Source organism: Anaerobiospirillum sp. NML120511 (assembly GCF_023050955.1).
GTDB lineage: Bacteria > Pseudomonadota > Gammaproteobacteria > Enterobacterales > Succinivibrionaceae > Anaerobiospirillum.
On sequence record NZ_JALKIK010000030.1, the window covers coordinates 21,577 to 48,551 of the forward strand.

Sequence of the window (26,975 nt, forward strand, 5' to 3'; positions counted from 1 at the left end):
GTCCTGACGGCATCAAATAAGCAATCCCATTCCACCCCTGCCCTGTGTAGCCTGAGCAGGCAGCTGCAGGCGGCACAGAGCCGGTCTTTATGGAGATTCCCTCAATCCGCACAGGATAAAGTCCTGTCAATAATGTACCCGATAATTGGGACAATATTAGTCGATCACGTCAAATTTTCACTATCAGGCCCTATAAGCACTGCATTTTGCTGCATTACCGGCCCTGTCCCGGGGAACCTGGCACCAGAGCGCTCAGGTGATGCCCCGTGTCTGGCAGCGCAGGCTGGAACCTGAACACAGCCTCAGGACACATTCAGGGAGCGTGCACCGCCACCCCTGCAGCAGAAGCTGACAAACAGACAGAGTAAACTGATAAACAGGCTAAAGTTCTTAATTTATATCCATGTGTAAACTCAGCAGAATCACGTGGGCACAGGGAGGAGAAAAACAGCTGGTGGCAAAATGGACAAAATTACAAAAATTGAACGATTTTGGGCACTTTTGCCCCTTTTCAGGGCTGAAAATGGCAAAAAACAGCCCCAAATGCTCAAATCTCTAAATCATGGTTCACACGTATGACATGGGCCCTGCAATTTTTCTTTCCATTACGATTAAATGGTCAGAGGCAGGCCTCCGACAGCCTCAAAGCTCATATATAAGCCAGTTACAACATTTAAAAGCTGTGAAGTGTGTGGATATTTGCAAAAATATTTGGTGGAAACTGTACTGGCGAACAAAGAACTTGCTTGAATTTCTCAACAACTGGAGTATATTTGGAAACACTTATCCAAACTAGTAACCACACAGATAGGATACTTTTATAATGACTATTAAAGTTGGTATTAATGGCTTTGGCCGTATCGGTCGTTTCGTATTCCGCGCTTCCATCTACCGCCCAGAGCTCGGTATTCAGGTTGTAGGTATCAATGACTTACTCCCACCTGAGTACATGGCTTACATGCTCAAGTACGACACCATGCACGGCGCATTCAAGGGCACCGTTGATGTCAAGGACGGCAACCTGGTCGTAAATGGCAACGTAGTTCGCGTAACTGCCGAGCGTGATCCTGCTCAGTTAAAGTGGGGTGACATCGGTGCAGAGTATGTTGTTGAGTCTACTGGTTTATTCTTAACTGACGAGAAGGCCCGTCTCCACATTGAAGCTGGTGCCAAGCGCGTCGTTATGTCCGCTCCTTCCAAGGATTCCACCCCAATGTTCGTAGTTGGTGTTAACGACAAGACCTACGCAGGTCAGGACATCGTTTCCAACGCCTCCTGCACCACCAACTGCTTAGCTCCATTAGCCAAGGTTATCAACGACAACTTCGGTATCGACCTGGGCTTAATGACCACTGTTCACTCCACCACCGCTACCCAGCGTACTGTTGACGGCCCATCCTTAAAGGACTGGCGTGGTGGCCGCGGTGCTTCTCAGAACATCATCCCATCCTCCACTGGCGCTGCCAAGGCTGTAGGTAAGGTTATCCCTGAGTTAAACGGCAAGTTAACCGGTATGTCTTTCCGCGTTCCTACCGCTGACGTTTCCGTAGTTGACTTAACTGTTACCTTAAAGAAGGGCGCTTCCTACGCTCAGATCTGCGAGGCCATCAAGGCTGCCTCTGAGGGTGAAATGAAGGGTGTATTAGCTTACACCGCTGATGAAGTTGTTTCCTCTGACTTCTTAGGTAACACTCACACCTCCATCTTCGACGAGAAGGCCGGTATTGCCTTAACCGATAACTTCGTTAAGCTCGTATCCTGGTACGACAACGAGATCGGCTACTCCAACAAGGTTCTCGAGTTAATCCGTTCCATGGTTGACTCCGGCAAGTAATCTGAATTTCAGATAACTTCAGGACCTCGTTTTGAGTTCCAAAAGGAAGGGGCCAAAGGCCCCTTTCTTTACTTTCATAAGGGCGCTGTTTCAGGCAGAGCCCTTTGACATTTCTGGAATATCGATACAGCATCAGGTTACATGGGACCCAGGGCCCGGCAAGGCTGTCCATGCCCGCCGCGCCCTTACAGGCCCGGCCAGGCCGGCAACACAGGCTCTGCCCGGCTCAGCCCGGCAGGCTGCAGCCACTGAAGCTTAACCTGCCCGATACGGCCCCTGCAGGCTACAGCCACTAAGGCTTCGCCTGCCGGAGACGGCCCCTGCAGAAAGATTTCTGTCAAGTAACCTTCCCTGTGTGAGCTGCCCATACCACAGGAGCAGCTGACCTCCAGAGACTCCAGACCACTGCAGGCGCTGCTGCTACCCTGTTGCAACAATAAGGACAGCTTCGCCACGGTCGACCTGAAGCATGTTTCCTACCGGTATTACACCGGCGTGTCTGAACAGCCCTGCCATAATGCGGCTTCAGTCAGGAGGCTTTTGCCCCCGGCTGCAGACATGAAGGCTGAGCATGACTTTCTCCGTGCTCGCGCCCCGGGGCCCTGAGCCCCTGCCAATTAAATCTGTGTGTATTGCGCCCTTTTCAGGGCGCGCTTTGTTTACGGGCCCTGCATTTGCCCCAGACAGCTGCCAGCAGGCACCACCAGGTTACCCCCAACCACATCCAAATCTCTTCCCCATACTATTCACACCTACTCCCTTACCCTGTTCCATCAAGCCTGCACTGCCAGAGCAACCTTGCTTCACTCAGTTATATTGATTTATATAAATCTTTATAAACGCACGTCACCGCTGCCTGGCCGCTGCTACGCAAGTGATTGCAGTGCACTGCACCCTGCAGCTGGGACAGCTCATACTCCTGCTGACAGCTGGTCTGCATACCAGCATGCCTGCCGGTCCGACATAGCAATCGACTTAAGCCGGGCAAGACAGTCCGACATACCAATCGAGTCAGCCTGGCAAGACAGGCCGACATACCGATCGGGCCAGGCCGAGCCTGCTGGCGGGTCGGGCTGGGTGACATACTGGCAGAGAGGGCAAGGCCGGCAGGCTTTATTGAGCCAGCGGTCCTTTTGGTGAAGCCTGAATTAACAGAGCCCTGCTTTTATGACAAAGACAGGGCTCTGTGTGTTTACAGCTGCTGCACAGGGCCATACTGATGAGCTGACATCAGCAGACACTGACGGGCAAGGCCTATGATAAGGCTAATGCGATAATGGAGCCTACTAAACAGACAATAGTGAAGGCCAGAACAATACGCAATTTCTTTGGGATTGGGCACTTGCTGCCGCTGTTCTGCTCGCTCATGTTAAACCTCGTAATTTGAGTGAAAGAAAAGAATTATAGTAACAGATCCTGAAATAAATCCTGAAAGAAGCTCAATCAGCCAGCCCTAATACACGCTGTACTGACCATGAGGCTGGCGTTTATGCCGGCCATGGTGCACAAGCCGGCAGGCATTTAAGCCTGCCAGGTGCTCAAGCCAGATTGTGATTCTTTGCCGGCCATGGCTCAGGCCATGCTGGCCAAAGCTCTTTAGAAAAAGGTAAAGGCAACAATAGCGCCTGCCAGAGCTGCAAGGACAAAAGCCAGTACAACTCGCTTATTATCTGGTGGCGGAGACTTGCCTCCGTTATTCTGCTCGCTCATGTTAAACCTCGCATTTTTAGTGAAAAGTCGGACCAATTAACAGTTAATGTGACGGGTCCTGAGTGGAATCCTCAATGTAATACAGAGATAAGACCTTTTGCCGGTACTCATGCACACTGTGCGTATGGCAAAGCCACAGCCGCCCCTGAGTGTCTGCAAGCCTGGTGCTCAAGCCGCGCCGAGAACACTGATAACTGTCTGCTCATGCGCAGACATACTCTCCTCAAGGCACATAAAGAACAGGAATATACCAGGTCATCATAATGAGCTGAATAGAGCCATTGTATCAGGTGGACTAATAATCACTGCACAGTGCATGGTCTGTGCACTATAGACGGGCATATCTGATACGGAGCACGTCTGTCATACAGACGGGCAGGCTCACACAGCGAGGCGGCTGGCTGGCCACAGTCCGGCCCGGCATTGGGCGCAGCCATGGCAGGCCGCTGGCGAATCAACCATGCTCAGGCGCCGGCGGCATGACGTCATGGCGGCATGGGGTATGCGCTACTGGCCTTTGGCCAGGGAGGCGCGGATTTGCGGGACGAGGTCCTTGACGGCTGTATAAGGGGCCTTGTTGTCCTCAAGGTAAACCATAGTATTGAGATATGGAACCATAGCCTTGAACAGAATTTTGTAACCCTCGCAGAAATAGGTCTTTGGAGCTCCACCAGTTAGATCAATGCGGTGTTTGATGCAGCCACCATTGCACAGCTGCAGATAAGGGCACTGACTGCAGTCGCTGCTCAGATTGAGCTTATGGGCGCTCAGTCGTGAGGCTTTAAGCGGCTTTAAAGAGTACAGCTGGTCACTTTCAGTCTGCGGAGCGTGGCTCTGGCCATTGACCTGACAGTTCAGAGGTTTGAGGTCAGCGGCTCTGGCAATATCGAGTATATTGGCAAGGCGGTACCTGGGATAGACAGCCTGATCGCACTCGTAAATATCACCGTTGGCCTCCAGGACAAAGTTGTCCGGACAGCGGTTTTCAAAGACACAGGAGTGATGTCCCATCCCAAGGGTACGGGAAATAATGCTTTCAAACTGGCGGACTACAATTTTGCCAATGTCCTTTTCTATCCACTCATTGAAAATGGCCGACATAAAGGTGCCGTAGGCAGCAGGTCTGATGGAAAATCCCCTGGTCTCATAGGCAGGAGCAATATTGTCAAAATCGCTGTTTTCAGGAGCAGTCTCCACTACCTCGGAAAACTGCATGAAGGTTGAGCCCAGCTCCTTGAGGAAATTGTAAACCTCAAGAGGGTGATCACAGTTGCTCTGACTGATACAGGTAAGCGTGTTAAAAGGTATGTCATGCTTTTTGAGCAGCTCAATGCCCCTGACTACCTGCTCATGAGATCCCGATCCATCCCGGCCCTTGCGGTACTGGTCATGAAGAAGAGCCGGACCGTCAATTGAGACACCAAGGAGCACCTTATGCTTTTTGAAGAGCTCACACCACTGGTCATCAATCAGCGTGGCATTGGTCTGTACGGCATTTTCAATAACCTTACCCTCGGCATACTGACTCTGAATGGCAAAAGCCTTTTCAAAAAACTTTCTGCCAGCCAGCAAAGGCTCGCCACCCTGCCATGTAAAGAGCACATGATCTGACGGACAGTCCCTGATATAGCGGGGAATAAAGGCCTCCAGCACCTCATCACTCATAATGCCCTTATGAAGCATGCCCTGCTCTTCACCCTTAGGCAGATAAAAGCAGTAAGCACAGTCAAGATTACAGGTAAAAGAAACCGGTTTGATAGTGAAATGCATGGGCAATCCCAGTATTAAGGCACAGACAGAAGCAGCGGCCGCTGATGCGGCTACAGCTGCAGCCCCTGCGGCCACAGCTCCATCTTAAAGTCAGATCCCGAAAAACAAGACAGCCTGCTGCTGACAGCTGACAACTGTCATCCCAGGCTTAAGGCAAGTGCACTGTCCACTGTCCTGCAGCAGAGAGCTGCAGGGGCAGCACCAGTGCATGATAAAAATTCAGGGCCGACAGCTCCGCCGTCGGGCTGCGCCTGGCTGCAGGCTGTGGCAAGGATGCAGCCTGGCAGGCTGGCACCTTTGGCGCCGTAGCGCCAAAGGCGGCGGGACGGTCGGCCCTGAACTCTCATATTACAGAAAAGCCGGGTTTCCGTTAAGCATCAGCCTAACATCGGCCCGGCATGGGAGCAGGTATGGTGGTCCATGCTATCTGGTCAGTCCATCAGCACTGCCATCACCTGCCAAACTGGTCTGTCTGCGCTCATGGAGAGCTGACAGACCTGACTGTGCGCCTGTTACCTGGCTAAGGCATCAACAATCTTCTGATACTTAGGCTGGTTAATCTGGTTTAAAGGTGCCACTGACTCATTGAGACGATCATGGGCAATCTTCTTGAGCTGCTCAACAACCTGAGGCTTGTCCATGGTGAGATCGTTCTTGAGCTGGAGGTCACGCAGATCGTACAGACGGGTAGCATTATCCTCAGCGGTATAGATAAGCTGATAGTCGTTGGTACGAACAGTGTAGGTAAACTCGCTTAAGTTCTCAGTGTTAGGGTTATGAGGATAGTGGTCTGACTCAAAGCGTACGTACTTGTGGTAGTTATCCCAGAATGGAATATTGCGTACGTCAAACCAGTGTGAAAATGAAGTCAGCCATACCAGAGCTTCGTGAGGGTTGCCCTTATTCTTGCCGTTTACGTATGGCAGTAAGGATACGCCGTCAAGCTTGAGGTCCTCTGGAACAGGAATGCCGGCAGCATCCAGAGCTGTTGGGTAGAAGTCCATGGCAGATACGAGCTTGTCGTACTTGCCGGTCTTGAGCTTACCCTTCCAGTACATGAACATAGGGGTGTGAACACCGCCAGGATAAGTCAGGGACTTGTAGCCGGCCTGAGCGCCATTTAATGGCAGAGGTCCGTCAATAACAGCACCGTTGTCAGAGGTAAAGAAGATTAAGGTGTTGTCCAGCTGACCGTTCTTGTCCAGCTGCTCAAGCAGACGCTTTACACCCTGGTCTACAGAGTAGACAGAGGCATAGTAGTTGTCAGCAGTCTTGGATCCGGTGTTGAACTTGCTCTGATAAACATCAGGAGCAGCTACGTCATTTGGAAGGTGAGGAGCGCTGTAGGCCAGATAGAGCATAAATGGCTGATCAATGGCATCAGCGCGGTTTACTGCCTTAATGGCAGCTTCAGTGAGCTGGTCGGAGATATAGCCCTCAGCCTTTACATGCTCACGGTTTTCAAAGAGAGCAGGTGAGTTGTAATAGGCTGTGCCAGCTGGATGGAAGCCAAAGAAGTAAGTGAAGCCGCGATTTTGTGGCTGACCAGGCTCGTCGCCATAGGTGACGAAATTGTCATGGTAGTCACGGGTCTGCTGCTCTTCAGGAACTGGAATATTGGTAATCTTGGACAGATGCCACTTGCCCACACAGGCAGTGTAGTAGCCGTAATTCTGGAAAAGCTCTGGCAGGAAGGTCTCTGATGTTGGAATACCGTCCTGGGAGTCAGTATTACCGTATACACCATAGCGTGATGGCTGACGGGCGGTCATGATGGCGGCACGAGATGGGCCGGACATGGCATGAGCAACATAGCCCTGAGACAGACGTACGCCGTCGTCCATTAAGGAACGCAGTGTAGGAGTGGAGTTACGGGCTGCTTCAATGGCCTTCTGAGGATCGATCTTGAAAGTGGCAACCTGCTCGCGGTTTTCCATGGTCTTAGGATCGAATGAGGTCTCATCGTATGGAAGCTGACCGTAGCCGAGGTCATCCATGGTAATCACGATGACATTTGGCTTTTCTTTGGTGGTGTATTCAACAGGAGTGAAGTCAGCAAAAGCTACATTGGTAGCGGTTGCCTTGCCGTTGTCAGCAGCAAAGGCTGCAGAGCCAAAAGAGGAAAGGGCTACGCCCACTGCCACTGCAGTTGCGGAAAGTTTCAGATTCTTCACAGACTTGTCCTCTGATATATCTAAGTCGTGTACCTGACCTTGTCAGGGTCAGGCCGCATCATCAGCCCTGTAGATAAGAGCACCTTCAGACCGGCAAAAGCCCATGAACTCATGGCCTTAAAGTAGCGGGCATCAGGCTACATACCGACTGTTGCTTACACCTTCCCTCAATGCAAAGTAAGGAGTCATAACAGAGGGAAAATGAGTCAGACCAGTAAGACCTGAGAAAGATAAAGCATACAAACAGCATGTGATCGTGGAAATTCTTTCCCGACGGGCATTGCAAAACAGCCTGTGAGCCTTAAGGCTCAAAGGAGCAATACCGCAGGTTAAGGCATCATCCCCATGTATCAGGCAAGGCTCCCGGGAAAAGGGCACGTGCACGGTGTGGTTGAGATACGATCCGGAGATATTTCTATAACAGACAGGCCTCCACGGTCCAGTCGTGTCATTAATAAAGAGCCAGGAAAGCATTTTCAGGGCGTCAGATGCGCCTTTGCCATCAGTTCAACCTGCCAGTTATCAGTCACACAGACTGTATCAATCGGTAACACATACTGTATAAATCAGTAACACTGACTGAATAAGGCAGGAGGCAAAGAAACTGATGCACTCGTTCTAGGTTAGTACAGTGATGATAAAAATTCACAGGAAATTAACAAAATTGTGAGACGGCTCCTGAATTATTTACACTTGTTTACACATGCTCTTCAAAAGCCGGAAAACCGGGACAGATTCCCATAAAATGCCCATACAACATACGTTGGAGACATGCTTATGACAAGGATCATAATCGGACAAAAATTTATGTCACATCCCGGTTACCACTACGCACCCCACTTGGCATCAAAGAAAAAAGGACAGCTTTTCAGCTGTCCTTTTTTCCTGGCCAGTATCTGACCTGCCAGGCCATGAGGTTCACAGTCACATAGCCATGGTCTACCTGTCCATGGTCAGTACCCAGTGCCATGGCACATGGCCGCTGGCCTATCGCCCTAAAATCCTGAGCTTAGACCAGGAGTTCAGGGCTGGCCGCCTGAGCAATCAGTCAGGCTACTGGTGATGCTGTGATTAACGACCACGGGCACGCAGTGCGGCAATACGCTTTTCAAGTGGCGGGTGGCTCATGAAGAGCTCGGATACGGAAATGCCGCCATTGATGCACAGGGCAGAGAACTGACCCTCTTTTTGTACATTCAGCGAAGACATTCTCTGCAGAGCCTGCAGGGCACCAATCATCCTCTGAGTACCCTCCAGGTCAGCTGAGCCGGCATCAGCACGGTACTCACGGTAACGGGAGAACCACATGGAGATGATGGTGGCCAGAATGCCGAAGAGAATCTGGAAAACGCTGTTAACAGCGTAGAAGATAAAAGGATTGCTGCTGCTGGACTCTGAGTCGCTGCTGGAGCGGCTGAAGAAAGCGGATACGGCCTGAGCTGCAATGTAGGAGAAGAAGTACACAAAGGTATTGAGTACGCCCTGCAGCAGGGTCATGGTAACCATGTCGCCATTGGAAATATGGGAGATTTCGTGCCCCAGTACACCACGAATCTCATCGGCGCTCATATTGTTCATAAGACCGGTTGATACGGCCACCAGGGCATTATCCTTGGAGGCGCCGGTAGCAAAGGCATTTGGCTCGGCAGAGTGGTAGATACCTACCTCAGGCATGCCGATACCGGCACGCTGGGCCATGGAGGCCACTTCGTTTAACAGAAAGGCTTCAGCATTATTACGTGGTGAAGTGATGATTTCGACACCATAAGAGGCCTTGCACATGGACTTTGACATGAACAGAGAAACGATCGAGCCCACGCAGCCAAAGATGGCGCACATGACAAACAGACCGGTGTAGGAGCCAGGAGAAAGTCTGATGCCAAAGAGAGACATAAGAATGGAGCCAACAATGCCTACCACTAAAAGGACGGCTACCTGCATGGCAATGAACAGCAAAATTCGCATGACAACCTCTAAATATGAAAGAAGTGACTGGACAATCCAGCCCGTTCACAGTGTATCTAAAAAAGCTTAGCACCAGGACATTATATTCACAAAAACCGATAAAATCGCAAAAAATCACCTGCACACTTACCCGGCCGGAAAACGTCCATGGCACCAATACCCCTGACCGAAAACGTCCTTCCCCCCACCAAATTCTCCTGAAAACAGTCCCTGCTCTACTAACCTTGCCTGAAAACGTCCATGGCCGAAAACAGTCCCTGCTCCCTCAGCTGCACTTTCATGGCAAGCCCTCGCGCCTGTCTCCTGCCTCACAAACAACTCTTCCCTCTGTGCTGGCCATGCGGGCTGTTCTTACCATGATAGTCAGCTGGCCTTGCTGGCCGTGCAGGCCGTGCCGCTCCTGGTTGCCATTCAGCCCCTGCAGCCTCAAGTATCTGCGGTTAGTCGCCGGGAAGTTTACCAGGCATATGACATATGACCAGCTGCTTTTTTGCGCAGGGTAATTACGCAAATGAGCTGCCCCTTGCAATATGCCAGGGTAAAGCTCGCCTTATCGCATAATACAGCTAACCATATTGTATTAGAAAGCATCCAGGTCATATTAAAGCCAGGTGACCTGTTGATTACACTGTCTATGCCTGACTCAACATTTATCGTCCCTGAGGTGCATGAGTAACATTGTTTGCTGAGCCAATATTTCATAAATAAGGCAATTCGGTTGCGCGCAAAATCATGATGCAAAGACTCTACAAAATTATATGTAATGTGTTATTTCAAATTTCAGGTACATGGTACATATGCAATCTAAAATGAATAAGGTACTGCATAATTCAGCTTTTCCTTAACTGGTGGTTATAGCCTTTGCTGTACGCATTGGCTTTCATATCAGCCCAGTGCCGACAAAAATCCTGGTTCGTCCCGACAATGCTTAACAGAGTCAGCTCATGTCAGTTCATGTCTGCTCAAAGACTGTCATGGCGGTCGTCGAGAGTGGCCGGTACTGGCGCAGGCAGTGGCGGGCTTGCGACAGGAATGCGATGGGCCTGGGCCGGGATGGGGATGGGGATGGGATTGAAACCGGGATAGTGATGGGGATTAGCCTTTTTGGGGAGAGATATGCGGTGCGTGCTATAATTGCCGGGCAAATTTGGAGGATTTTTTTGATGAAAGGCACTGTTATTGCGATCGATCGCGATAAAGGATTCTGCGATATCTACTGCTCAGAAAGTATTGAAACCTACCGTGCTGAGCTGGGTTCCTTTGCCTCTGATGAGGCTATGGCCATGGGCTCTGATGTTGAGGCAGACGTAGAGAGCTCCCCATCCATGTTCAGCCCGGGCAAGGCTGTACTGACCTCAGTAAAAGCTCTGGTCATGCACAATGAAAAGGTAGGTCTTACCACTGAAGCACGCTATCCTGAGCATGAGACCATCAAGGATGAGCGCGAGTATCTCATCGCCGCTGAGGGCGCATCCGAGCGTGAGTGCCGCTCAGCTCTCATCGAAAAAGCAATTGAGTGCAACGTCAATGGCCTGCTGGATATAAAGCTTGAGGTGGTTACCCGTCCTGGCGTAAAGACCGCTCTGTTCCGCTATACTGCCCGTCCTGCAATTATTGAAGGTCCAAAGTATCACCAGCAGCCAGGTCAGGGTATGACCATTCCAGTCAAGCTCGCCCGCCGCAACAGCCCAAATGAGGCCATGGTGCGCTATATCCGCGTGCTGCTTATCAGCTTCCTCTTTGTGGCTATTCCATCCATTATGAGCCTTACTCAGGGTGGCGTAATCCCGTCAAAGATGATGGGCCAGATTATTACAGCCGGTCTGCTTGTAGCCTCCATGGTGCTCTTCTTCCTGGTTTTCTTCCGCAAGAGACAGAGCTTTATCCTCACTCTTAAGAGTATTCGCAGCTGATGCGTCAGCCCCACTGAGCGCATCTGCACAGAGGCACATAAAAAAGCCCGCCTGTTCTGACAATCTGTCAGATTAAGGCGGGTTTTTTTTTGTTTCCGTCTGCGGCCGGCATGCCACTGACATTGAGCAGAGCAACCTTGGAATAAAAAACTAAGCCCTGATAAACACCTGATTTTGCCTGATTCTGTCCCACTCAACCGCTGTTCTGTAAATATATTGGGCTCTTCTAACCAGTGCTTCGGATTCATAGTAGTCCAAGGCATTTTGTCCCAACAGCTTTGCAGCAAGGTAAAAGATTGAATCCTTGTAGCGTCTGGAATAGTGCATACTGGCAGCGTCGAATGTTGCTACAGTTGAGGTTTCATCAGAGAACTTAAGCAGCTGCTTCCATGATGGGCGCTGGCAATCTGGCTCACTGTCGAGTGATATTTTGCGCCCATTATCAATGCAAACAGTTGCGATCAACTCAAGAACTCTTTGAGCGTAGAAGTTAGCAATTGCCATGACTACAACCAGCGCATGCATACGCTTTTCGCTTTTGAAGAAGAAGCTGTCAAAGAAGGTTCCTGTAGCTTTGATGCTCTTCCATACCTCCTCAATGTCTGATTGTCCGTGGTATGTCTGATACAGGATTCTGGCAGACTCACGTGTTGTCTCCATGCTGGTATCAGTTGTGGCTGTAACGTAGTAGAGCTCCTTCTCTATGGCTTTGGCTATAGCCTCATCATCTGTGCAGGCTGTAGCCTTAACTCTCACTCCGATAACAGACTTGGCCTCACCATTCTTTGGTCTGCCTCTGTGAGTGTAGCCGAAGACTTCCTCGAACTCAGGGGTACAAATGGAGCAAAGGCGAAGCTTCTTTTGAATCTCTTCAAAGTCACGCACAGCGTCATTCATACAGGATCCAGGGGTTGTCCAGAGATTTTCCAGCTTTTTGCTGATCTCTTTCAGCTCTTTATTAGCTCTTGCTCTGACTGTCCTCTCCTTGGCAGACCGGTTTGCTTCAGCAATGAACATGATACGTTTTAGCCCAACAGAGGACTCTTCAGATTTGCCGAATTCCTGATTTGGAAGCCATGCGTACTTGACAGTAACAGCTGGCCCATCAGTTTGATTACTGTCCTTGACTTCAAATTCATCGAATGCAAGCAGACCATCTGCAGCCTGTTTCAGCTCAGTCTTGACGCATTTGTCTGGCATTCTTGTAATGACATTGATGCCGAGCTTCTTGCATGCAGAAAGAGTCTCTGGTGTGGCACCTGCTGAGTCCATAACGAGCAAGGAGAGATTCGGATACTTCTGCTTTAAAGAATGCAGCTCACCATCCATTGCGAAAGATTTAAATCTTGAAATATCATTTTCGTTGCCGCTGACAGGGGCAGCAAAAATCAGGTGAGGGCGCCCGCATGCAGATGTTCTTGTAGATACGCCCAGGATGCCTATTTGCGCAAGCTCAGGATGACCATCTCTTGAGTAGTCATGCTTGATTGAAACAGGTTGATTGCCCTTGAGAAGCTCACGAGGCAACTCTTCATTCTCTGCAAGCATAGAACGTATAAGTTCAGGATCAGCAATCTCAAGAGTAGTGTTATCCTGGGGCATCATGTGACTATGGATAGAGGTACTGTCCATATGTGCTTGTTGTACTTCTTCTGCAGGGGTAACGGTAGCCATGAAGTCGATTAGAAAGGAGGCTGGACCATACTCAGATATCTTGTCCAACATGCGACCTATAGCAAACCTGTTGGTTGCCTTTACGATGTTCTCATCTTCACCAACGTAACCAAGTAAGCTTGAAGGTACCGTTCCTGCCCATTTCTGTATGCTGTTCAGACCACCAGGATTGAAATTGCTGGTCATGCGCAGAACCATTATCCTGAACAGCTCTCCTGATGTCAGCTTAACATGTGGACCAATCTCAGGAATCATCAAGTTAACCTTGGAAATAAGATCATCCTCTGACATGAGCGCAGCAACTAACCCAAGGTGATCAATCTTGAATGTGAAGCTGTCATCATCTAATAAAGTATAAGAACTTGTAGTCATAGGGCCCTACTCCGAAATGAGAATGAGCTGGATATGCAATATTGAACCACTATGTGCTCAATAAAGCTGTTATTTATCTTGTTTTCTGTCAGGTTAACATTATTTTGGCATTTATTCCTGGAAAGCTCAGCTCAATGTCAGTGCCATGGGACGCACCTGGCAGCACCAGGCGCTGCCATGCTGGTCTGCGGCAGTCCAGTCAGCGGCCCTTACGGCGGCCGGTCAGCGGCCCTTACGGCGGCCGGTCAGCGGACCTTACGGCGGGCGGCCGCTGACCTGGCTGCTGGCCAGATTATTCGGCTTCGGCCGGCATGTCGCTGGCGCTGTTGAGATTGCCCTCAACCAGTGATGGCAGATTCTCCTGAGCGCGCTTGGCAGCTTCAATTTCAGCCTCCAGAGCTGCCTTATCGGCCTGCTCCTGAGCCTGCTGCTCCTTAAGGGCACGCTGCTCCTCTTCGTAGAGCAGGTCATCCTGAGTCTTGAGATCAGTAAGAGGAATACCGTTCATGGTGACGCTCTTGCCCTGAAGCTTTACTTCGGTGGTGTACTGAACACCATCATCAGTAATCTGACCTGCAGCTACACCATCATGGATCAGACGTGAGTAATCCTCACCGGCAACCTCCAGCACCAGATTGCGGTCAGCTCTGATCTTATATTCAGAGTCAAAGCGGGAAATCTTTGGCTTGGCGCCATGCTCGTCAAAGGAGAGCAAGGTCTTACCGCTGATATTAAAGCTCTCACCTTTATGGCTGTAGCCAAAGTTATTAACAGTGAGAGTAATGAGATCGGTAAAGCCACGTAAGATCTCGTGCACCACCTTTTTGGTATCAAACTCACTGTCGGCAGACTTCACAATATTCTGAGCAGCGGACAGCAGGTTAGGAATGGAGATGCGCTCAATATCCGCATCAATTTTGAAATTATCGAGCTGATAGTAAGGCTGAACCACGTTGTAGCGTATATAAGGGAAGGCAAAGCCGTAATTACCGCTGTTTTCAAAGGACAGACGGGTCATGCCCTCACTGTCAGGCTGGGTCAGGGTAATCATGGTTGAGATATTGTTAAAGGAAATGGCGTCCTGAATGGAAGGATCGCGCACATTGTCATCAGGGTCAAAGCCAATGGCATAGAGGGTGGAGAATTTGAACTCCAGCTGCTGGAGATTGACCACCAGGCTTTCAAAGTGCGGCTTTTTGTCGATGATACGTGGCAGGAAGCGCACATCAAGACCGGTCAGATCAAGGCGGTAATTAGGCTTGTCGTTATAGCGCATTGCGCCTTCGCAAACGGCACCTGCTGAGCGGAAAGACACATCCACATCTTCAGTGGAGGTGGCATGGAAGCTCAGCGAGTTCTGGCCCAGTTTACAGATACCGGTACTGGTAGGAATAAGGAAAGAATCAGTCTTTAAACTGCCCTCAAGCTTTGGTGAGACTGCAGTTGCATTGAACACACCGGTAAAGGAGACAGGATCAACATGGTACTTGGCCAGAATAGCCTCCAGGTTACCGGCACCGGCTACTGACTGCACAGCACCGGACAGGCGCAGCGGACCGAAGAGCAGACGCAGGTCTATGGCACCTGAAATAAAGTCCTCTCCCAGAGTATTGCCTGGTTTTAACGGCAAACGGTAGAAAAGGCGGCCCTTGCGCTCGGTAAAGCTGTCATTAGAAGGTGTGTACTCAAGCTGCAGTCCAGGAACGCGGTTTTCAATTTTGGCAAGAGTACTGCCAATTTTGCTGTCAAACAGCCAGGTAGCCGTCTTAATCTGAGCTACCAGCAACAGACAGAAAACAGCCAGCAGCACCAGCAGCCAGAACAGAGTCTTTTTGAGGAATCCCAATGTGAACATACGCCAACCTTTGCGCCTTTGCTCTTAACTTTTGACATCAATGACGGTCAGAAAAACAGTCAATAATAATAACACAAGCACCCCAATGATAAGCCGTCATAACCTTGCCCCCCTGGCAGCTGCAATGGCATATGCGCGGCAGCTGAACCGGCATCTGCATGGCAGCCGTAATGCCGTCTGCACGGCACCTGCACGGCAGCTGCAATGCCGTCTTCAGGGCAGCTGCACGGCACCAGCAATGCCGTCTGCAGGGCAGCTGCACGGCACCAGCAATGCCGTCTGCAGGGCAGCTGGACCGGCAGCTACATGGCAGCAGCCATGCTGCCGCGCCGGGCGCGCCTGCAGCCAGGAACTGGCCGGGCGGCGGAAGGCGGCCGGGCTGCAGGTTACAGGCGGCAGCTGTCCTGCACCAGGGCAAGCACGGTACCGCTTTCCCTCAGGAACATGCGGGCAAAGTCACCAAAGAAAGCGTTTGTTTCACGGAACTGCTCAATAAAGCCTTCCTTGTCATCATTACGCAGCATCTGCAGGGCGCGGGAAGCACAGTCCACATATTGCTCAATAAGCTCCAGATTAAGCTCTGACGAAGAAATAATCTCACAGTACAGCCCAGGATCCTGAGCAAAAAGACGGCCCACCATCATAAGCTCCAGACGGTAAATAGGAGAGCTCAGCTGCAGCAGCTGCTCAATAAAGCGGCTGCCCGGCTGACCAGCTTCATGCTGCCCTGCACTGGCAGGTGATGCTGGATTTGCCTGGGTAGCGGCAGCCCCATCTGCAGCCGGGCTGCTGATGCTGTTGCCAAAGCGCTGTCGCAGGAAGTTGCCGTAGGCAATGGTGGTGAAGTGGCGCAGTGCCTGAATCACCCTCATGGCATCATCGTGCTCACGGGCGCTGCAGGTGACCACACGGGCTCCAAAGATACGCAGCTGCTCTTCGATAAAGGCACAGCTTGAGTGGTCGCGTCCAGGCACACTCACTACTACCTGCTTTACCAGGGAGAAGGTATCAGGACCAAACATTGGGTGCAGTCCCAGCACCGGTCCCTTATGGCAGCGCAGCATGGCCTGCAGCGGCTCGCCCTTGACCGATGTCAGATCACTGAGCACACAGTCAGGACGTATAAAGGCGCATACCTGCTCAATTACCCTGGCAGTAACATCAATAGGCACGGAAACAATGCACCAGTCAGCCTGCCTGAGACGGGCTGCAGCCACTGAGTCCTCAGGAGAGCTTATAGCCCTGCCCTGCTCATCTACAGCATAATCCCCAACATCCACAGTGCTTACCTGATATGCCGCAGCCTCCAGATAGCGGGCAAAGAAGCGGCCCATGGCGCCCTGACCACCAACAATGCATACATGACAGATGTCGCTGTCAGCAGCTGGAGCGGACGAAGACGCTGCAGCACCGGCTGCTGTGGATGCAGCCGGTGCTGCCTCGGATGCACATATGTCGTTAGTGGCCATTTCGTCATGGTGGTGTTCAAAGTGGGCCTGAGCAAAGGCACCTGATCCTTTGTCGACATAAGACTCGCGCAGAATACGGCGCTGCAGATCCTGCATCAACGACGGTGGCAGGCCGTACTTGCGCTCCAGGGCGGCACCATGCTCAAGAATGCTCTGCTCGCGTACCGGGCTGACCGCTCCCTCACCAGAGCTTGATTTGATGGCGGCTGCGCTGTGAACCAGATTCATACGGGACTGAATCAGACTGGCAATTTCATCATCCAGGTCATCAATGCGGCTGCGCAGCTCATCAAGCTGCTCTCTGTGCAGCTGAGCATCTGTAGTTTGCTTAATCACCATGTACTCCTTTTAAGGCAGCAGCACTGCCCCTCCACACAATCACTCATAAGTTATGCCCGGGCAATGCTCACCCGGCTGAGTCAGGCCAGGCCAGGCCACGGGCGGCCCTGGTCCTGACTGGGCATGGGTCAGGACCACAACGAGCCAGGGCCCGACAGGGTCATGGCCATGGCTGCAGCCTTGCCAGGGCAGGCAACAGCCGGGACGGAGCCCTACAGGGACTGCCCGACAGGGATGGGGCCCGTAAAAAATCAAAAGGCCCGGAAGTGCCCTGTTGAGGGCACTGACCGGGCCGGGTATGGACAGCTTAAAACTGTCAGCCGTCAATCTCGTCGAGCAGGCTTTCGTCAAAGCCGTCATCGCTCTGTACTTCGCCGTCCTGAACCGGATTGACCTTGTTCTCACCATACATGAGGAAGACATCACGGGTCTGAATGTATGGGTCTACAGCATTGTCAATCACACCTTCCTGATCGATAAGCTGAGCACGGTTGTGCACGCCCTCAATCACGAACTTGCCCAGTGTCACCGGCCATGACAGGAAGGCAAATGGCATACCGTCGATGGTGTCGCCATGGACCTCACGGGCAGTAGTTGGACCATAAAGTGGAACCATCATGAAAGGACCCTGCTCTACTTTGCCTTTGCCCAGAACGGTACTCATGCTCATAGGGCGGTACTCAAGGCCAATGTATGAGGCCACATCAAAAAAGCCCAGAATGCCAATGGTGCTGTTGATGGCAAGACGCAGCAGCGAGGTACCAGAATCAGCAAAACGGCCTACCAGAATATTGTTAGGCACGTTATTGACCTCAGAGAGGTTGTTAAAGAAATTACCTACCGAGCTCTGTACTCCCTTTGGCAGCTTTGCATAGCCGTGAGCTGCCGGACGGAGCACATAATTGTCGAGAATATTGTAGTTGAGATACCACATGTAACGGTTAGGAGTATCAAGGGTATCGATGGCATGACCTGACAGAATACTGTAACCGTACGAATAATCAGTCTGAGAGGCCTCAGCAGTAAGCTGACGAGGCATCATGGGATTGTAGCTGCCATGAGCGGCCTGTACCTGTGAGGCAGCCATCATGCCGCTGGAAATCACGGCACATACTGTAACAGTGCCACAAAGGCGTTTAAAAAAGCTGCTGATCATAAGCATCCCTGATGCAGGTAATACCTGCTGACTGGAAATAAATATTTAATGCCCGCAAAACGGCTGTTTTATCTCGCGATCCTGCAAGCTCTGGCCATGCCAGGAAAGTTTAGAGGGCATACACTGTGCCTGCGGGATTCAGGGCCATTATACGGCAGCCCTCAAACAATCCCAACAGCCTTTATAAAGCGATCTGAACACGCCCCACCGTGGCTCAAAATGCCCCCTGAGGTTGCGTTCCCTGCGCACAGGCGCACTGGCGCAGGCCATGCCATGCCATGCCATAAGGCGCGGACCTGGCATAGGCACGATCCCCGTGGATCCGGGCAGCACTGGCGTTGTGCAGGGCCTAATCAGGGCAAAGGCACCGCAGCCTTAGCTGCGATGCCTTTGAGGGGACAGGCTTTTGCTGTCAGTAATGAAGTTCAGTAATGACCTTAAGCAAGTACTGTCAGAAAAGCCGGCCATGGCTGTTATCAGAGGTCGTCCTCGTCGTCATCCTCAATGACCAGTTCGTCAAGAGAATGCTCATAATGAGGTTCCTCTTCCTCTTCCTTAGCCTTCTTTTTGCCTTTCTTTGCCGAAGCGCGCTCCTCATTGAACTCAGGCTCAAGGTCATACATAAAGACCTGATCCCCATCCTCTGAGGTACCCTTTGCTGCATCGTAGCCCCTGGAGTCGTCAATGGAGATATCGACCACTGAGTCCTCGTCCCCCGGAGTGCTGTACAGCGAATCCAGGAAATCCAGACGGGACAGAGCCTCATCAGTACGACGGGCCTCATTGAGCTTGCGCTCTTCTTTCAGGCGGGAGGCGTAGACCTCAGGGTCGAGGTATTTGCCATCATCACCCTTAAGATGCATGTGGTCTTCTTTATTTTCGACATTTTCCTCAGGGACGCTGTCAGCGGCGCCTTCAGCCTCACTGTCAGTGCTGCTCTCTGCAGCGCTCTGAGCGTTGCCACAGGCACCGACCTCTGAAGCATCGCCAGTGGCAGCCTCAGCGCCTGCGCTGCCTGTACCCTCTGCAGCGGCGTCAGCTGCAGAGGATGAGGCGGCGTCAGCTGCAGCGGCGGCTGCTTCAGCTTCTGCTGATGCTGCAGCCTTGCGGCGGCGGGAGCCGGCCTTTGGTGCTGGCTGAGCATCGCTGCCAGAGGCACTGCCAGAAGTGCTGTCGGCGGCGCCTGCGCCACCGGAGGCGCCATCATTGGCGCTGGAGGCTGATGCGGTTGCTGGGCGCTCAGGGTTGACCCTTGGACCGGCAAAGCGGTCCTGCTCGCTGATAATGCGCTCATCGAGCTCATTGTACAGACGGGTAGCCTCCTCAGGGCTCAGGCCGCTTAAAGGATCGCCCTCAATCTTGCGATTGAGTATGGCCGGACGGGCAATCTGCTCCTTGAGACGGCGCTTGACGATATAGTCATCGAGCTCGTAATTGAGTACGGTGGACTCATGACTGTCCTCATCGCGGTATACAAAAGCTACATGGTTGACATACTTTTCAATGATGTCGAGCTTCTGCATAGGGGTAGCTACCAGCAGCTGCAGATTGAACTTGCTGAACAGAGTCAGAGCATAGTCCACAGACTGAGGTGAGCCACGGCCGAAGGCTTCGTCAATAATTACGAAGCGATAAGAGCGATCGGAGCTGTTGTAGCTCTGATTTTGCTGGGCTGCAAGGGCAGCAGCCTCAGCAGCGGCTGCGTTCTCATCATTGCCGCTGGCGCTTTCCATCTGGGCACGGTCCAGGGCCTCATTGACCTCAATACCACCCTGACGGCGTGCCTTGGAGCGGTACTGATAGGCAATGGATGAAGCAAGTACGGTATAGGCCAGCTTTTCTTTCTGACCACCGGACTTACCACCTGAGTCCTCGTAGTAGTCAACCTGGCTGTCATCTTCACGGGTATGTTCGGAGGCAGCAAAATCAAACCACTGCTTTACGTCAGTTACCTTGTTACGCCAGCGACGGTCAATTTCAGCACCGTTGACCTCACCCTTGAAGCGGTCGATCAGGGCTTTAACCTTGTAGAAGCGCTGCTCGGCACGCTCAAGTGCTGATGAGCCCTCTTCTTCCTCACCCTCAACCTGTTCCTGAGTGGTGCAGCTGCGCAGATCAATGCGGAACTGCTTAATCTCATTGTCAGGGCTTTCACGGGCTTCCATCTGAATGTAGTGGTCAGGATTGAAGTCCACATCCTTCATGATGGAGTTAATGTCGGAGATGCGCTCCTTAATCTTGCGGCACTGAGTAATCAGAGCGGCATTGAGGGTACCGAGCTGGTCGATGGTCTCGCGGTTGAGCTTGTCCTTGAAGGCATCGACAAAGCGTGGCAGATCGTCACGCATGAGCTTGTCAAGGAAGTCACGGAAGTCCTCCCAGGCTGCAGCACGGGATGCATCAAGATTACGTCCGGCTACAACAAAGCTCTGAGTAAAGCGGCTCTGCAGATTTACCAGCTCCTGAGCCAGAGCGTTTTCACGCACGGTCAGGCTGGCACTTTCATGCTTGAGCACAGAAACAATTTCGCTTACCAGGTGCTCCACACGGTCATAGGTCAGGGTGGTGTACTTAAGACGTTCCTGAGCCTTCTCTACCAGGTGGTTGATGGCATTGATAATTTCGGCGCTCAGATACTGAGCAGAAATGGACAGATCAAGAGCATGACGATGCTCATTCATGTGCATTTCATTACGGGACTGGAGCTGACCGAGCTCACGCTGACAGTTGCTCAGACGGTCCTCGAGATTCTTCTTGTCCTGACGGTACTCTTCGAGCTTGTGAGTAAGTGTGGCCACAATGTCGTTGGAGCGGTTGATCTCATCAAGATCAGCCTGCAGACGCTCAATAGTGGCGTCAATGCTCATATAGTCCACATACTCATAGCCCTGAATTTCGCTCAGGCGGGCAATCATCTGCTGCTTGTTGGCGATAGTACTCATATCGCTGCGCAGTCCCTTGATGGTCTCCTCAATGGTAGACACCATGGTGTTGCAGCGGGTGTACTCGTTTTGCAGGAAGAGGATCTTTTCTTCGTTGGACCAGCCCAGAATGAAGTCATTACCGTGCTGGGAACGACGATCGTCCTTTTCGTTGCGTCCGCCTACCTTGCTAAGACCGCTTGGAGTAAGGGCCATACGCTCCTGACGGAACTCGGTCATGTCCTCAGTACAGACATAGTTGAAGTTCTTTTCAAGGTGATTGCGCAGGAAGCCCTGGAAGACAGGATCGTTTTTGATCTCAATCTTGCGTGGCAGAGTCTCAGAGCCTGAACGCATGCCAAAGCCATTGAGCTGACGGCCAAAGACCGAGCCCATGGTGGTGGATGCTGCTGCACTGGTGGAGGCATCAGCCTCACGGATGCGGTAGAACACCAGACGCATGCCAATATTGTTGCTGTTTACGAAACTTGCAACCTCGGCATAGTGCTCCTCAGGAACCAGCATTGACAGAGCAAAGCCATGGAGAACCTTTTCAATGGCCAGCTCCCAGCGAGCCTTTTCATCAGCACGGATCTGCATGAGCTCACCGGCAAAAGGCAGATCGGTATCCTTACAGCCAATGTGGGCGGCAATACGGTTACGCACCTCAATATGACGGCTTGGCAGATTGCTCTTACGACCACGCAGGGAACGCAGTTCATCGTTGATTTCCAGCAGACGTGAGCTCTCCTGTTTGAGTTCTACATTACGCGAGGTAATGCTTTCCTCATAGCTTTGAATGCTGGAGGCAAACTTGTCGCTCAGAGTACTGAGGCTGGACATCATGCTCTTGAAGCTGCGCTCATCAGTAACAGGATTGAGGTCCAGAGTTGTGATAAAGGTTGCCATAACGTTGTAGTTACGGAACACACGCTCACGGGAACTCTTTTCGTGATTGATGCTCTGCACCAGCATTTCACGGCGGTTACCGCCATGCTGAGACATTTCCTGCGTGGTGGACATCATATGAGCGCTGATGGACTCAATCTGCTCTGCAGTATGAGCAGCTTCAGCCTCAAGCTCGGAAATTCTTCTGTTGTTGCGCTCGATTTCCTCAGTAATAAGCTCGGCCTTTTTCTTGTACAGATAAGGGCCTACGCCGTCAGAGCAGCGATTGAGGAAGTCCTTCTGGGTGCGGATATTCTTGTATTCCTCACCCTTGACCACAATTGGCTCCAGAGCCTGAACCTGCTTGCGGGCCTCCTCTACTGAGCGGTAGGAGGCATCAAGATCATTAAAGCGCTCGACCATCTGATCAACCAGCTCATCGCCGTTGAAATCCTCGAGCATCTGGTTGCGCACGAAGTCCGAAATATTGTTAATGGACTTCATGGAAATGGTCTTGTAGAACAGGTCGAGCACCTTGGTATTCTCAATACCAAAGAGACGCTGCATCTGGCTGTAGTACTGGGAGAAGCTGTCATAGCGCTGTGCACCCAGAGCAGAAAGTCTGCGGCCCAGATCGCGTATGTCCTTTACCGGCAGTACGTCATTTTGCAGATTGAAGTCGCGGTTACCAATGAAGTAGTAACGGCTTGGAGTGTTCTTGGGACGGGCAATGACCATGCACTGTACCAGTACCACATACTCATTGAGGGCCTTGTTGTAGAAGGTGGCCATCAGTACGGTAAGCACAGCCTTGTCGCGTGAACGCAGACCCATTTCGGTCTTGACGCCCGAGCTGTTGTCGTTCTTATAAAGACCGAGCACGTATGACGACAGAGAGCGTTCGCCCTTTTCAGCACCGGCTGCCTGGTTGAAGGTGACCTTCTTGACGTCGTAGAGCAGTACGGTAATGGCGTCAATAATGGAGGACTTGCCCGCACCGTTATCACCGGTCATGAGAACGTTCTGGCCGCCAAAGTACACAGACTTTACGTTGTTGTTAAAGCTGCCCCAGTTATAGACGTCCACACGCTCAAGACGGAAGCCCTCAAAACTGACTGGACGGCGGGCAAAGCGGGCCAGCTCCTCATCAGAAAGGGACATTACATCCTGATCATCGGCAATCTCAAGCAGACTGTCGCTGCCCAGGTTGACTACTTCAGCCTCGGCATCAGGGATCTTTTCCCCGTCAGAGCCCGCAGCTGCGCCCTCGACGCCGCCGCTTGCTGCGCTGGCGGTGCCGTCAGCAGCAGCGCTGTCAGCTGCGTCAGCAGCCGCATCGGCGGCCGCCTCGATGGCAGCATCGACAGCCGCCTCAGCTGGCGCAGCCTGCTGCTCCTGAGCGTCGAGCTCAGGATTCTGGCTCTCGTTGATATCCTTGTCAGAGTCCATTACTTCGTGTCCGTCCTCAGTTAAAGAATAATCCTGCATGAAAAAAGTGCTCCGCAAAGCTACTGAGCAGAGTCAGAGGCAAAGCCATCGTCCATGCCTGCCTCTCCATCACCGTCCATAATGCGGTTCTTGGAACGGCCGCCTTCACGTATGTGCTTAACGTAGCTTTCCAGAATGTCATCGGCCTGTTTGAGAATCTCAGGGGTAATGATCACACTGATAATGCGCTTGACCTCGTAGCGCTCCATATCCTTGCTTTCCCTGCCCTTATTCCTGCCTGCAGCACCGGAGTTGTTGCGGGAGAGCAGACCAAGGCTGCACAGCTCATCAATGGAACGGTTGAGATTGTCATCAAGACGCTTGTCATTGTTGACATTGAGCAGGAAGGTCTTGACCAGGGAGAGAATCTCCGAGCGCTCCATAACGAGACGGCCAAAGTGACCTGACATGTCAAACTCAAGCAGACGCTGACGCAGCAGAATAAGCATCAGGCTGTCGTAAAAGCGCAGGGCACGGCGGGTCAGCAGCTGTGGAGGACGCTGACTGTTGTCCTCAGGCATTTCCTCTTCAGTAAGAGAGCGCACATAGGCATAGCCGGCATCATGGTCAACTACCAGACGCAGATACATGCGGCGGCAGAACTCCTCAACCTCACGCTCCTGACGCAGCAGAGATTCAAAGAGCAGCTTATTGTCCTCACGGTCGATATAGCCCTTGAGCAGATAGACCACCAGGGCTCCCGGAGTTACAAGTCTGATGCGTGCTGATCGATCACCCTGACCATCTGCGTCTTCGGGTGTCTGGTCCATGCCATTGCCATCACCGTCAGCATCGCCCTCCTGGCTGCCTGCGCCCCACTGGTTTGCCCAGGCAGAGTTGCCGCCCCAGGCGTCATCAGCGCCGGAACCGGCAGAGTCAGAACTCAGGGCAGCTCCCTGCTCAGCAAGACTGTCGAGCTGACCATAGAGCATATCGTAATCCTGCTTATTGCCCTGACTGTTGTCAGTGCTGTCATCAAATCCAGACATGGTGGCTCCTGTCCAACGCAATGCACCATCAGCGGCGCTTTAAGGTAAGGTGTTTGAGGCGGGCAACGCGGGCAACGCGGTTGCCATCAGGGTCAACGGCCTCCCAGCGGTACAGATCGTAGCGGCTGCTGTCCTCAATAAGGTCAAATCCGGCCATAGCCAGCTTCACATAGGTGGTAAGCTCGGTAATGCCGTGCTCCAGAGGATGTTTCTTAACGATATCGATAAGATCAGCCTCCTCTTTTTCAAGCATGTATTCGGCAATGTGATGAGCCAGCAGCTCAGGGTTTACCACTACCTGATCAAACAGACGGTGGTCATCCGGTCTGAACTCGTCATTCCTGATTTCAGTATTGAACTCAAGACGGTCAGAAACGGTAGCCAGAGGCCTGTCAAAAGGAATTTTGATATCAGCACGCGGAATCTCAAGTTCGATGAGCTTAGGCGGCAGATTATCAAGGCCGTCCTCACGGGTAAGGGAGATTACCTTGGAGGTAATGGACTTGATGCGCTCCTTAAGGAAGCGGTTGGCATCAAGATTGGCCGGCTGCAGGAAGCTCTTGATACGCTTGGTCGAGGCACCCATGATGCGCTCGATATTCTGTCGTGAGGCCAGCCAGGTATCGTGAATATTGTGGATACGCTCATCCTTGTGCAGATCAGCTACGGCCGGATGATGCATAAGGTTGTCAATGCGTTTGATAATGAGCTCGTCATCTGAAGATGACAGCAGCAGGCGGGAGAAGGCCTTTACCGAACGGCCCTGGTCGGTATTTTCAATGTATTCATTCTGATTGAAGTACTTGTCGAGCAGCTCACCACGCGGACCGGTCCAGTTGAGAATGTCCTGCATGATTTCCTTGTCCAGATTACCAAGATTGAACTCCACCTGACGGAAGTCATCAACCAGCTCAATGGCATCATGCTGGAACTGCAGGAAGCGCTCACGTACCTGAGAGTCAGAAAGGGTGATGATCTCACCACGGCGGGCCTTTTCAATCTGACGGTCCAGAGCCTCACGCTGGGCCAGCAGATCCTCAAGATATACCTCAACATTACCCTCAGTACTCATATGCACTTCCTTGAGGATCTCAAGGAGTTCCTTGAAGCGCGACTCGGTAGGAATAAAGTTGCGGTTCTGATCGTGCATGCTCACGATAAAGGAATAGGCACGCTGCAGGTCAGGGGTAATTTTGTAAACAGGCTCACTGTCGCTGCTGCCTTCATATTCGCAGAAGAAATAGCGCTCTTCTTCAGAAGACCAGCGGCGCAGATAGTACAGCGGCTCATCCTTGAGTTCATTGCTGTCAAGACGCTCATCAGCCTTGCGGCGGCGCTCAACAGCGCGGGCTGCAGCACGCTCAGCACTGGCCTGCACCGAATCCTCTGCATCAGCGCCATCAGCTCCTCCGTCGCCGCCTGAGGCACCTGTGGCGCCGGAAGCACCATAGCCCCCATGCTCAGCCTCGCCATCGTCACCCTCATCATCAAGGCTTCCGTCAAGACCGGCACCAGGCAATGAGGCGGCATCAGCTCCGGTTTCATTCATGAAATCGCGGAAGAAAGCTGCATTATCAAGGGCAGCTGACTGATGATTGAGGCGGCCGCCATTGATATTGAAAATGATGTCCTTGAGGACTTCGACCAGCTCAGACTCAGGGGCTGCAGTACGTGACTGCCTGATAAAGGCCTCATGAACAAAGGTCAGAATCACCGGCGCATGAGTTGCGCAGAGCAGTTTCCAGGCAGGATTCTGCGCCCTCTGTGTGACAAAGAAACGATAATCGACAGTCATGAAACCTGTTCCTTAAAGGAAATTAACCCGGCTGCACCTTATACAGGATGGCAGCCCCCTGAGCACTCCCGCCCTCTTCATCATGAGCGGAGGTCCCTGCCCGGCATCGCGGCAGTATGACGCCTTACGGCGCTGCGCACACCCGGGCGTGCCGCATGGCTTGCCCTATGGCATGCCTCATGGCGTGCCCTATGGCATGCCTCATGGCGCGCCCTATGGCATGCCCAACGGCTTGCTATTTTGCGTGCCCTTTTGCGTGCAAAAAGCAAAAGCTTACTTTAATCGGCGCCTCCTAAGCAAGATCCAGGATGGATTTTACTGAGGATGCCACCGTGCAAATCACGTAAATATCAGAAATTCAGGCAGCCCGTCAGCCAGTCTGACCGCAGCCCGGGCACAAGCCCAGGCAATGACGCAGGCCGGACACGTCCACACCGCCCCGCCGGGGACAGAGCAGACAGCAGTTTTGAAGAAAGATGCCGCCGGGCATGCTGTTACCGTCATCAGAGCACAGAGCAGCAAGAGGTGACGCACACTGAGCCGCCCTGCCCGTCAGCCGCACACGGCGCCGGGCGCGGCGCGCACAGGCGCGCCTGTCAGGTCCTGCTCACAATGGCAGGCCCCGCTGATCCTTTGCAAAGTCTGATACAGATAATAAGAAGA

Annotated in this window: 12 protein-coding genes; 2 read left to right on the forward strand and 10 right to left on the reverse strand. The window is 52.1% G+C overall.

What is annotated here, in order from left to right; genetic code table 11:
- The first annotated feature begins 823 nt into the window (after nt 1-823).
- Nucleotides 824-1,834 (forward strand): type I glyceraldehyde-3-phosphate dehydrogenase, encoded by a 1,011-nt coding sequence (gene gap / locus MXE39_RS08910; RefSeq protein ID WP_246978312.1) that lies wholly within the window; start codon nt 824-826, stop codon nt 1,832-1,834.
- A gap of 2,217 nt (nt 1,835-4,051) precedes the next feature.
- Here gap and MXE39_RS08915 read toward each other — a convergent pair.
- The 3 genes from MXE39_RS08915 to htpX form a co-directional block, all read right to left on the reverse strand.
- Entirely contained in the window at nt 4,052-5,314 is a 1,263-nt protein-coding gene (locus MXE39_RS08915; protein WP_246978313.1) for an anaerobic sulfatase maturase, read from the reverse strand.
- 512 nt (nt 5,315-5,826) lie between these two features.
- Nucleotides 5,827-7,488 (reverse strand): sulfatase, encoded by a 1,662-nt coding sequence (locus tag MXE39_RS08920; RefSeq protein ID WP_246978314.1) that lies wholly within the window; start codon nt 7,486-7,488, stop codon nt 5,827-5,829.
- Between the two features lie 1,071 nt (nt 7,489-8,559).
- Entirely contained in the window at nt 8,560-9,453 is an 894-nt protein-coding gene (gene htpX / locus MXE39_RS08925; RefSeq protein WP_246978315.1) for a protease HtpX, read from the reverse strand.
- Between the two features lie 1,163 nt (nt 9,454-10,616).
- Between htpX and MXE39_RS08930 the strand changes: the two genes are divergently transcribed.
- The gene (locus tag MXE39_RS08930) at nt 10,617-11,366 is read left to right on the forward strand and encodes a hypothetical protein (protein WP_246978316.1); all 750 of its coding nucleotides are present in this window, start codon (nt 10,617-10,619) and stop codon (nt 11,364-11,366) included.
- A gap of 150 nt (nt 11,367-11,516) precedes the next feature.
- On the opposite strand, the gene MXE39_RS08935 is transcribed toward MXE39_RS08930, so the two are convergent.
- The 7 genes from MXE39_RS08935 to MXE39_RS08965 all read right to left on the reverse strand — a co-directional run bounded on the left by MXE39_RS08935 (nt 11,517) and on the right by MXE39_RS08965 (nt 26,312).
- On the reverse strand, nt 11,517-13,412 hold the full coding sequence (locus MXE39_RS08935) for an IS1634 family transposase (protein ID WP_246978317.1): 1,896 nt from the start codon (nt 13,410-13,412) through the stop codon (nt 11,517-11,519).
- A gap of 292 nt (nt 13,413-13,704) precedes the next feature.
- Complete coding sequence (locus MXE39_RS08940) at nt 13,705-15,267, reverse strand: hypothetical protein (protein ID WP_246978318.1); 1,563 nt, start codon at nt 15,265-15,267, stop codon at nt 13,705-13,707.
- 386 nt (nt 15,268-15,653) lie between these two features.
- Nucleotides 15,654-17,075, reverse strand: coding sequence for a prephenate dehydrogenase/arogenate dehydrogenase family protein (locus MXE39_RS08945; RefSeq protein WP_246978319.1), 1,422 nt, complete (start codon nt 17,073-17,075; stop codon nt 15,654-15,656).
- A 316-nt stretch (nt 17,076-17,391) separates the two neighbouring features.
- A complete protein-coding gene (locus tag MXE39_RS08950) occupies nt 17,392-18,231 on the reverse strand; it encodes a VacJ family lipoprotein (protein ID WP_246978320.1) in 840 nt (279 codons plus the stop codon).
- A 476-nt stretch (nt 18,232-18,707) separates the two neighbouring features.
- Nucleotides 18,708-23,528 (reverse strand): SbcC/MukB-like Walker B domain-containing protein, encoded by a 4,821-nt coding sequence (locus MXE39_RS08955; RefSeq protein ID WP_246978321.1) that lies wholly within the window; start codon nt 23,526-23,528, stop codon nt 18,708-18,710.
- 20 nt (nt 23,529-23,548) lie between these two features.
- Nucleotides 23,549-24,517 (reverse strand): DUF4194 domain-containing protein, encoded by a 969-nt coding sequence (locus tag MXE39_RS08960; RefSeq protein ID WP_246978322.1) that lies wholly within the window; start codon nt 24,515-24,517, stop codon nt 23,549-23,551.
- Between the two features lie 28 nt (nt 24,518-24,545).
- Nucleotides 24,546-26,312, reverse strand: coding sequence for a DUF3375 family protein (locus MXE39_RS08965; protein ID WP_246978323.1), 1,767 nt, complete (start codon nt 26,310-26,312; stop codon nt 24,546-24,548).
- Nucleotides 26,313-26,975: the final 663 nt, after the last annotated feature.

Excerpts from the sequence above, each read along its gene's own strand:
- MXE39_RS08950 (WP_246978320.1), bottom strand. The coding sequence starts at position 18,231 with ATGATCAGCAGCTTTTTTAAACGCCTTTGTGGCACTGTTACAGTATGT.
- MXE39_RS08965 (WP_246978323.1), bottom strand. The coding sequence starts at position 26,312 with ATGACTGTCGATTATCGTTTCTTTGTCACACAGAGGGCGCAGAATCCT.
- MXE39_RS08955 (WP_246978321.1), bottom strand. The coding sequence starts at position 23,528 with ATGCAGGATTATTCTTTAACTGAGGACGGACACGAAGTAATGGACTCT.
- gap (WP_246978312.1), top strand. The coding sequence starts at position 824 with ATGACTATTAAAGTTGGTATTAATGGCTTTGGCCGTATCGGTCGTTTC.
- htpX (WP_246978315.1), bottom strand. The coding sequence starts at position 9,453 with ATGCGAATTTTGCTGTTCATTGCCATGCAGGTAGCCGTCCTTTTAGTG.
- MXE39_RS08945 (WP_246978319.1), bottom strand. The coding sequence starts at position 17,075 with ATGGTGATTAAGCAAACTACAGATGCTCAGCTGCACAGAGAGCAGCTT.
- MXE39_RS08930 (WP_246978316.1), top strand. The coding sequence starts at position 10,617 with ATGAAAGGCACTGTTATTGCGATCGATCGCGATAAAGGATTCTGCGAT.
- MXE39_RS08935 (WP_246978317.1), bottom strand. The coding sequence starts at position 13,412 with ATGACTACAAGTTCTTATACTTTATTAGATGATGACAGCTTCACATTC.
- MXE39_RS08915 (WP_246978313.1), bottom strand. The coding sequence starts at position 5,314 with ATGCATTTCACTATCAAACCGGTTTCTTTTACCTGTAATCTTGACTGT.
- MXE39_RS08960 (WP_246978322.1), bottom strand. The coding sequence starts at position 24,517 with ATGTCTGGATTTGATGACAGCACTGACAACAGTCAGGGCAATAAGCAG.
- MXE39_RS08940 (WP_246978318.1), bottom strand. The coding sequence starts at position 15,267 with ATGTTCACATTGGGATTCCTCAAAAAGACTCTGTTCTGGCTGCTGGTG.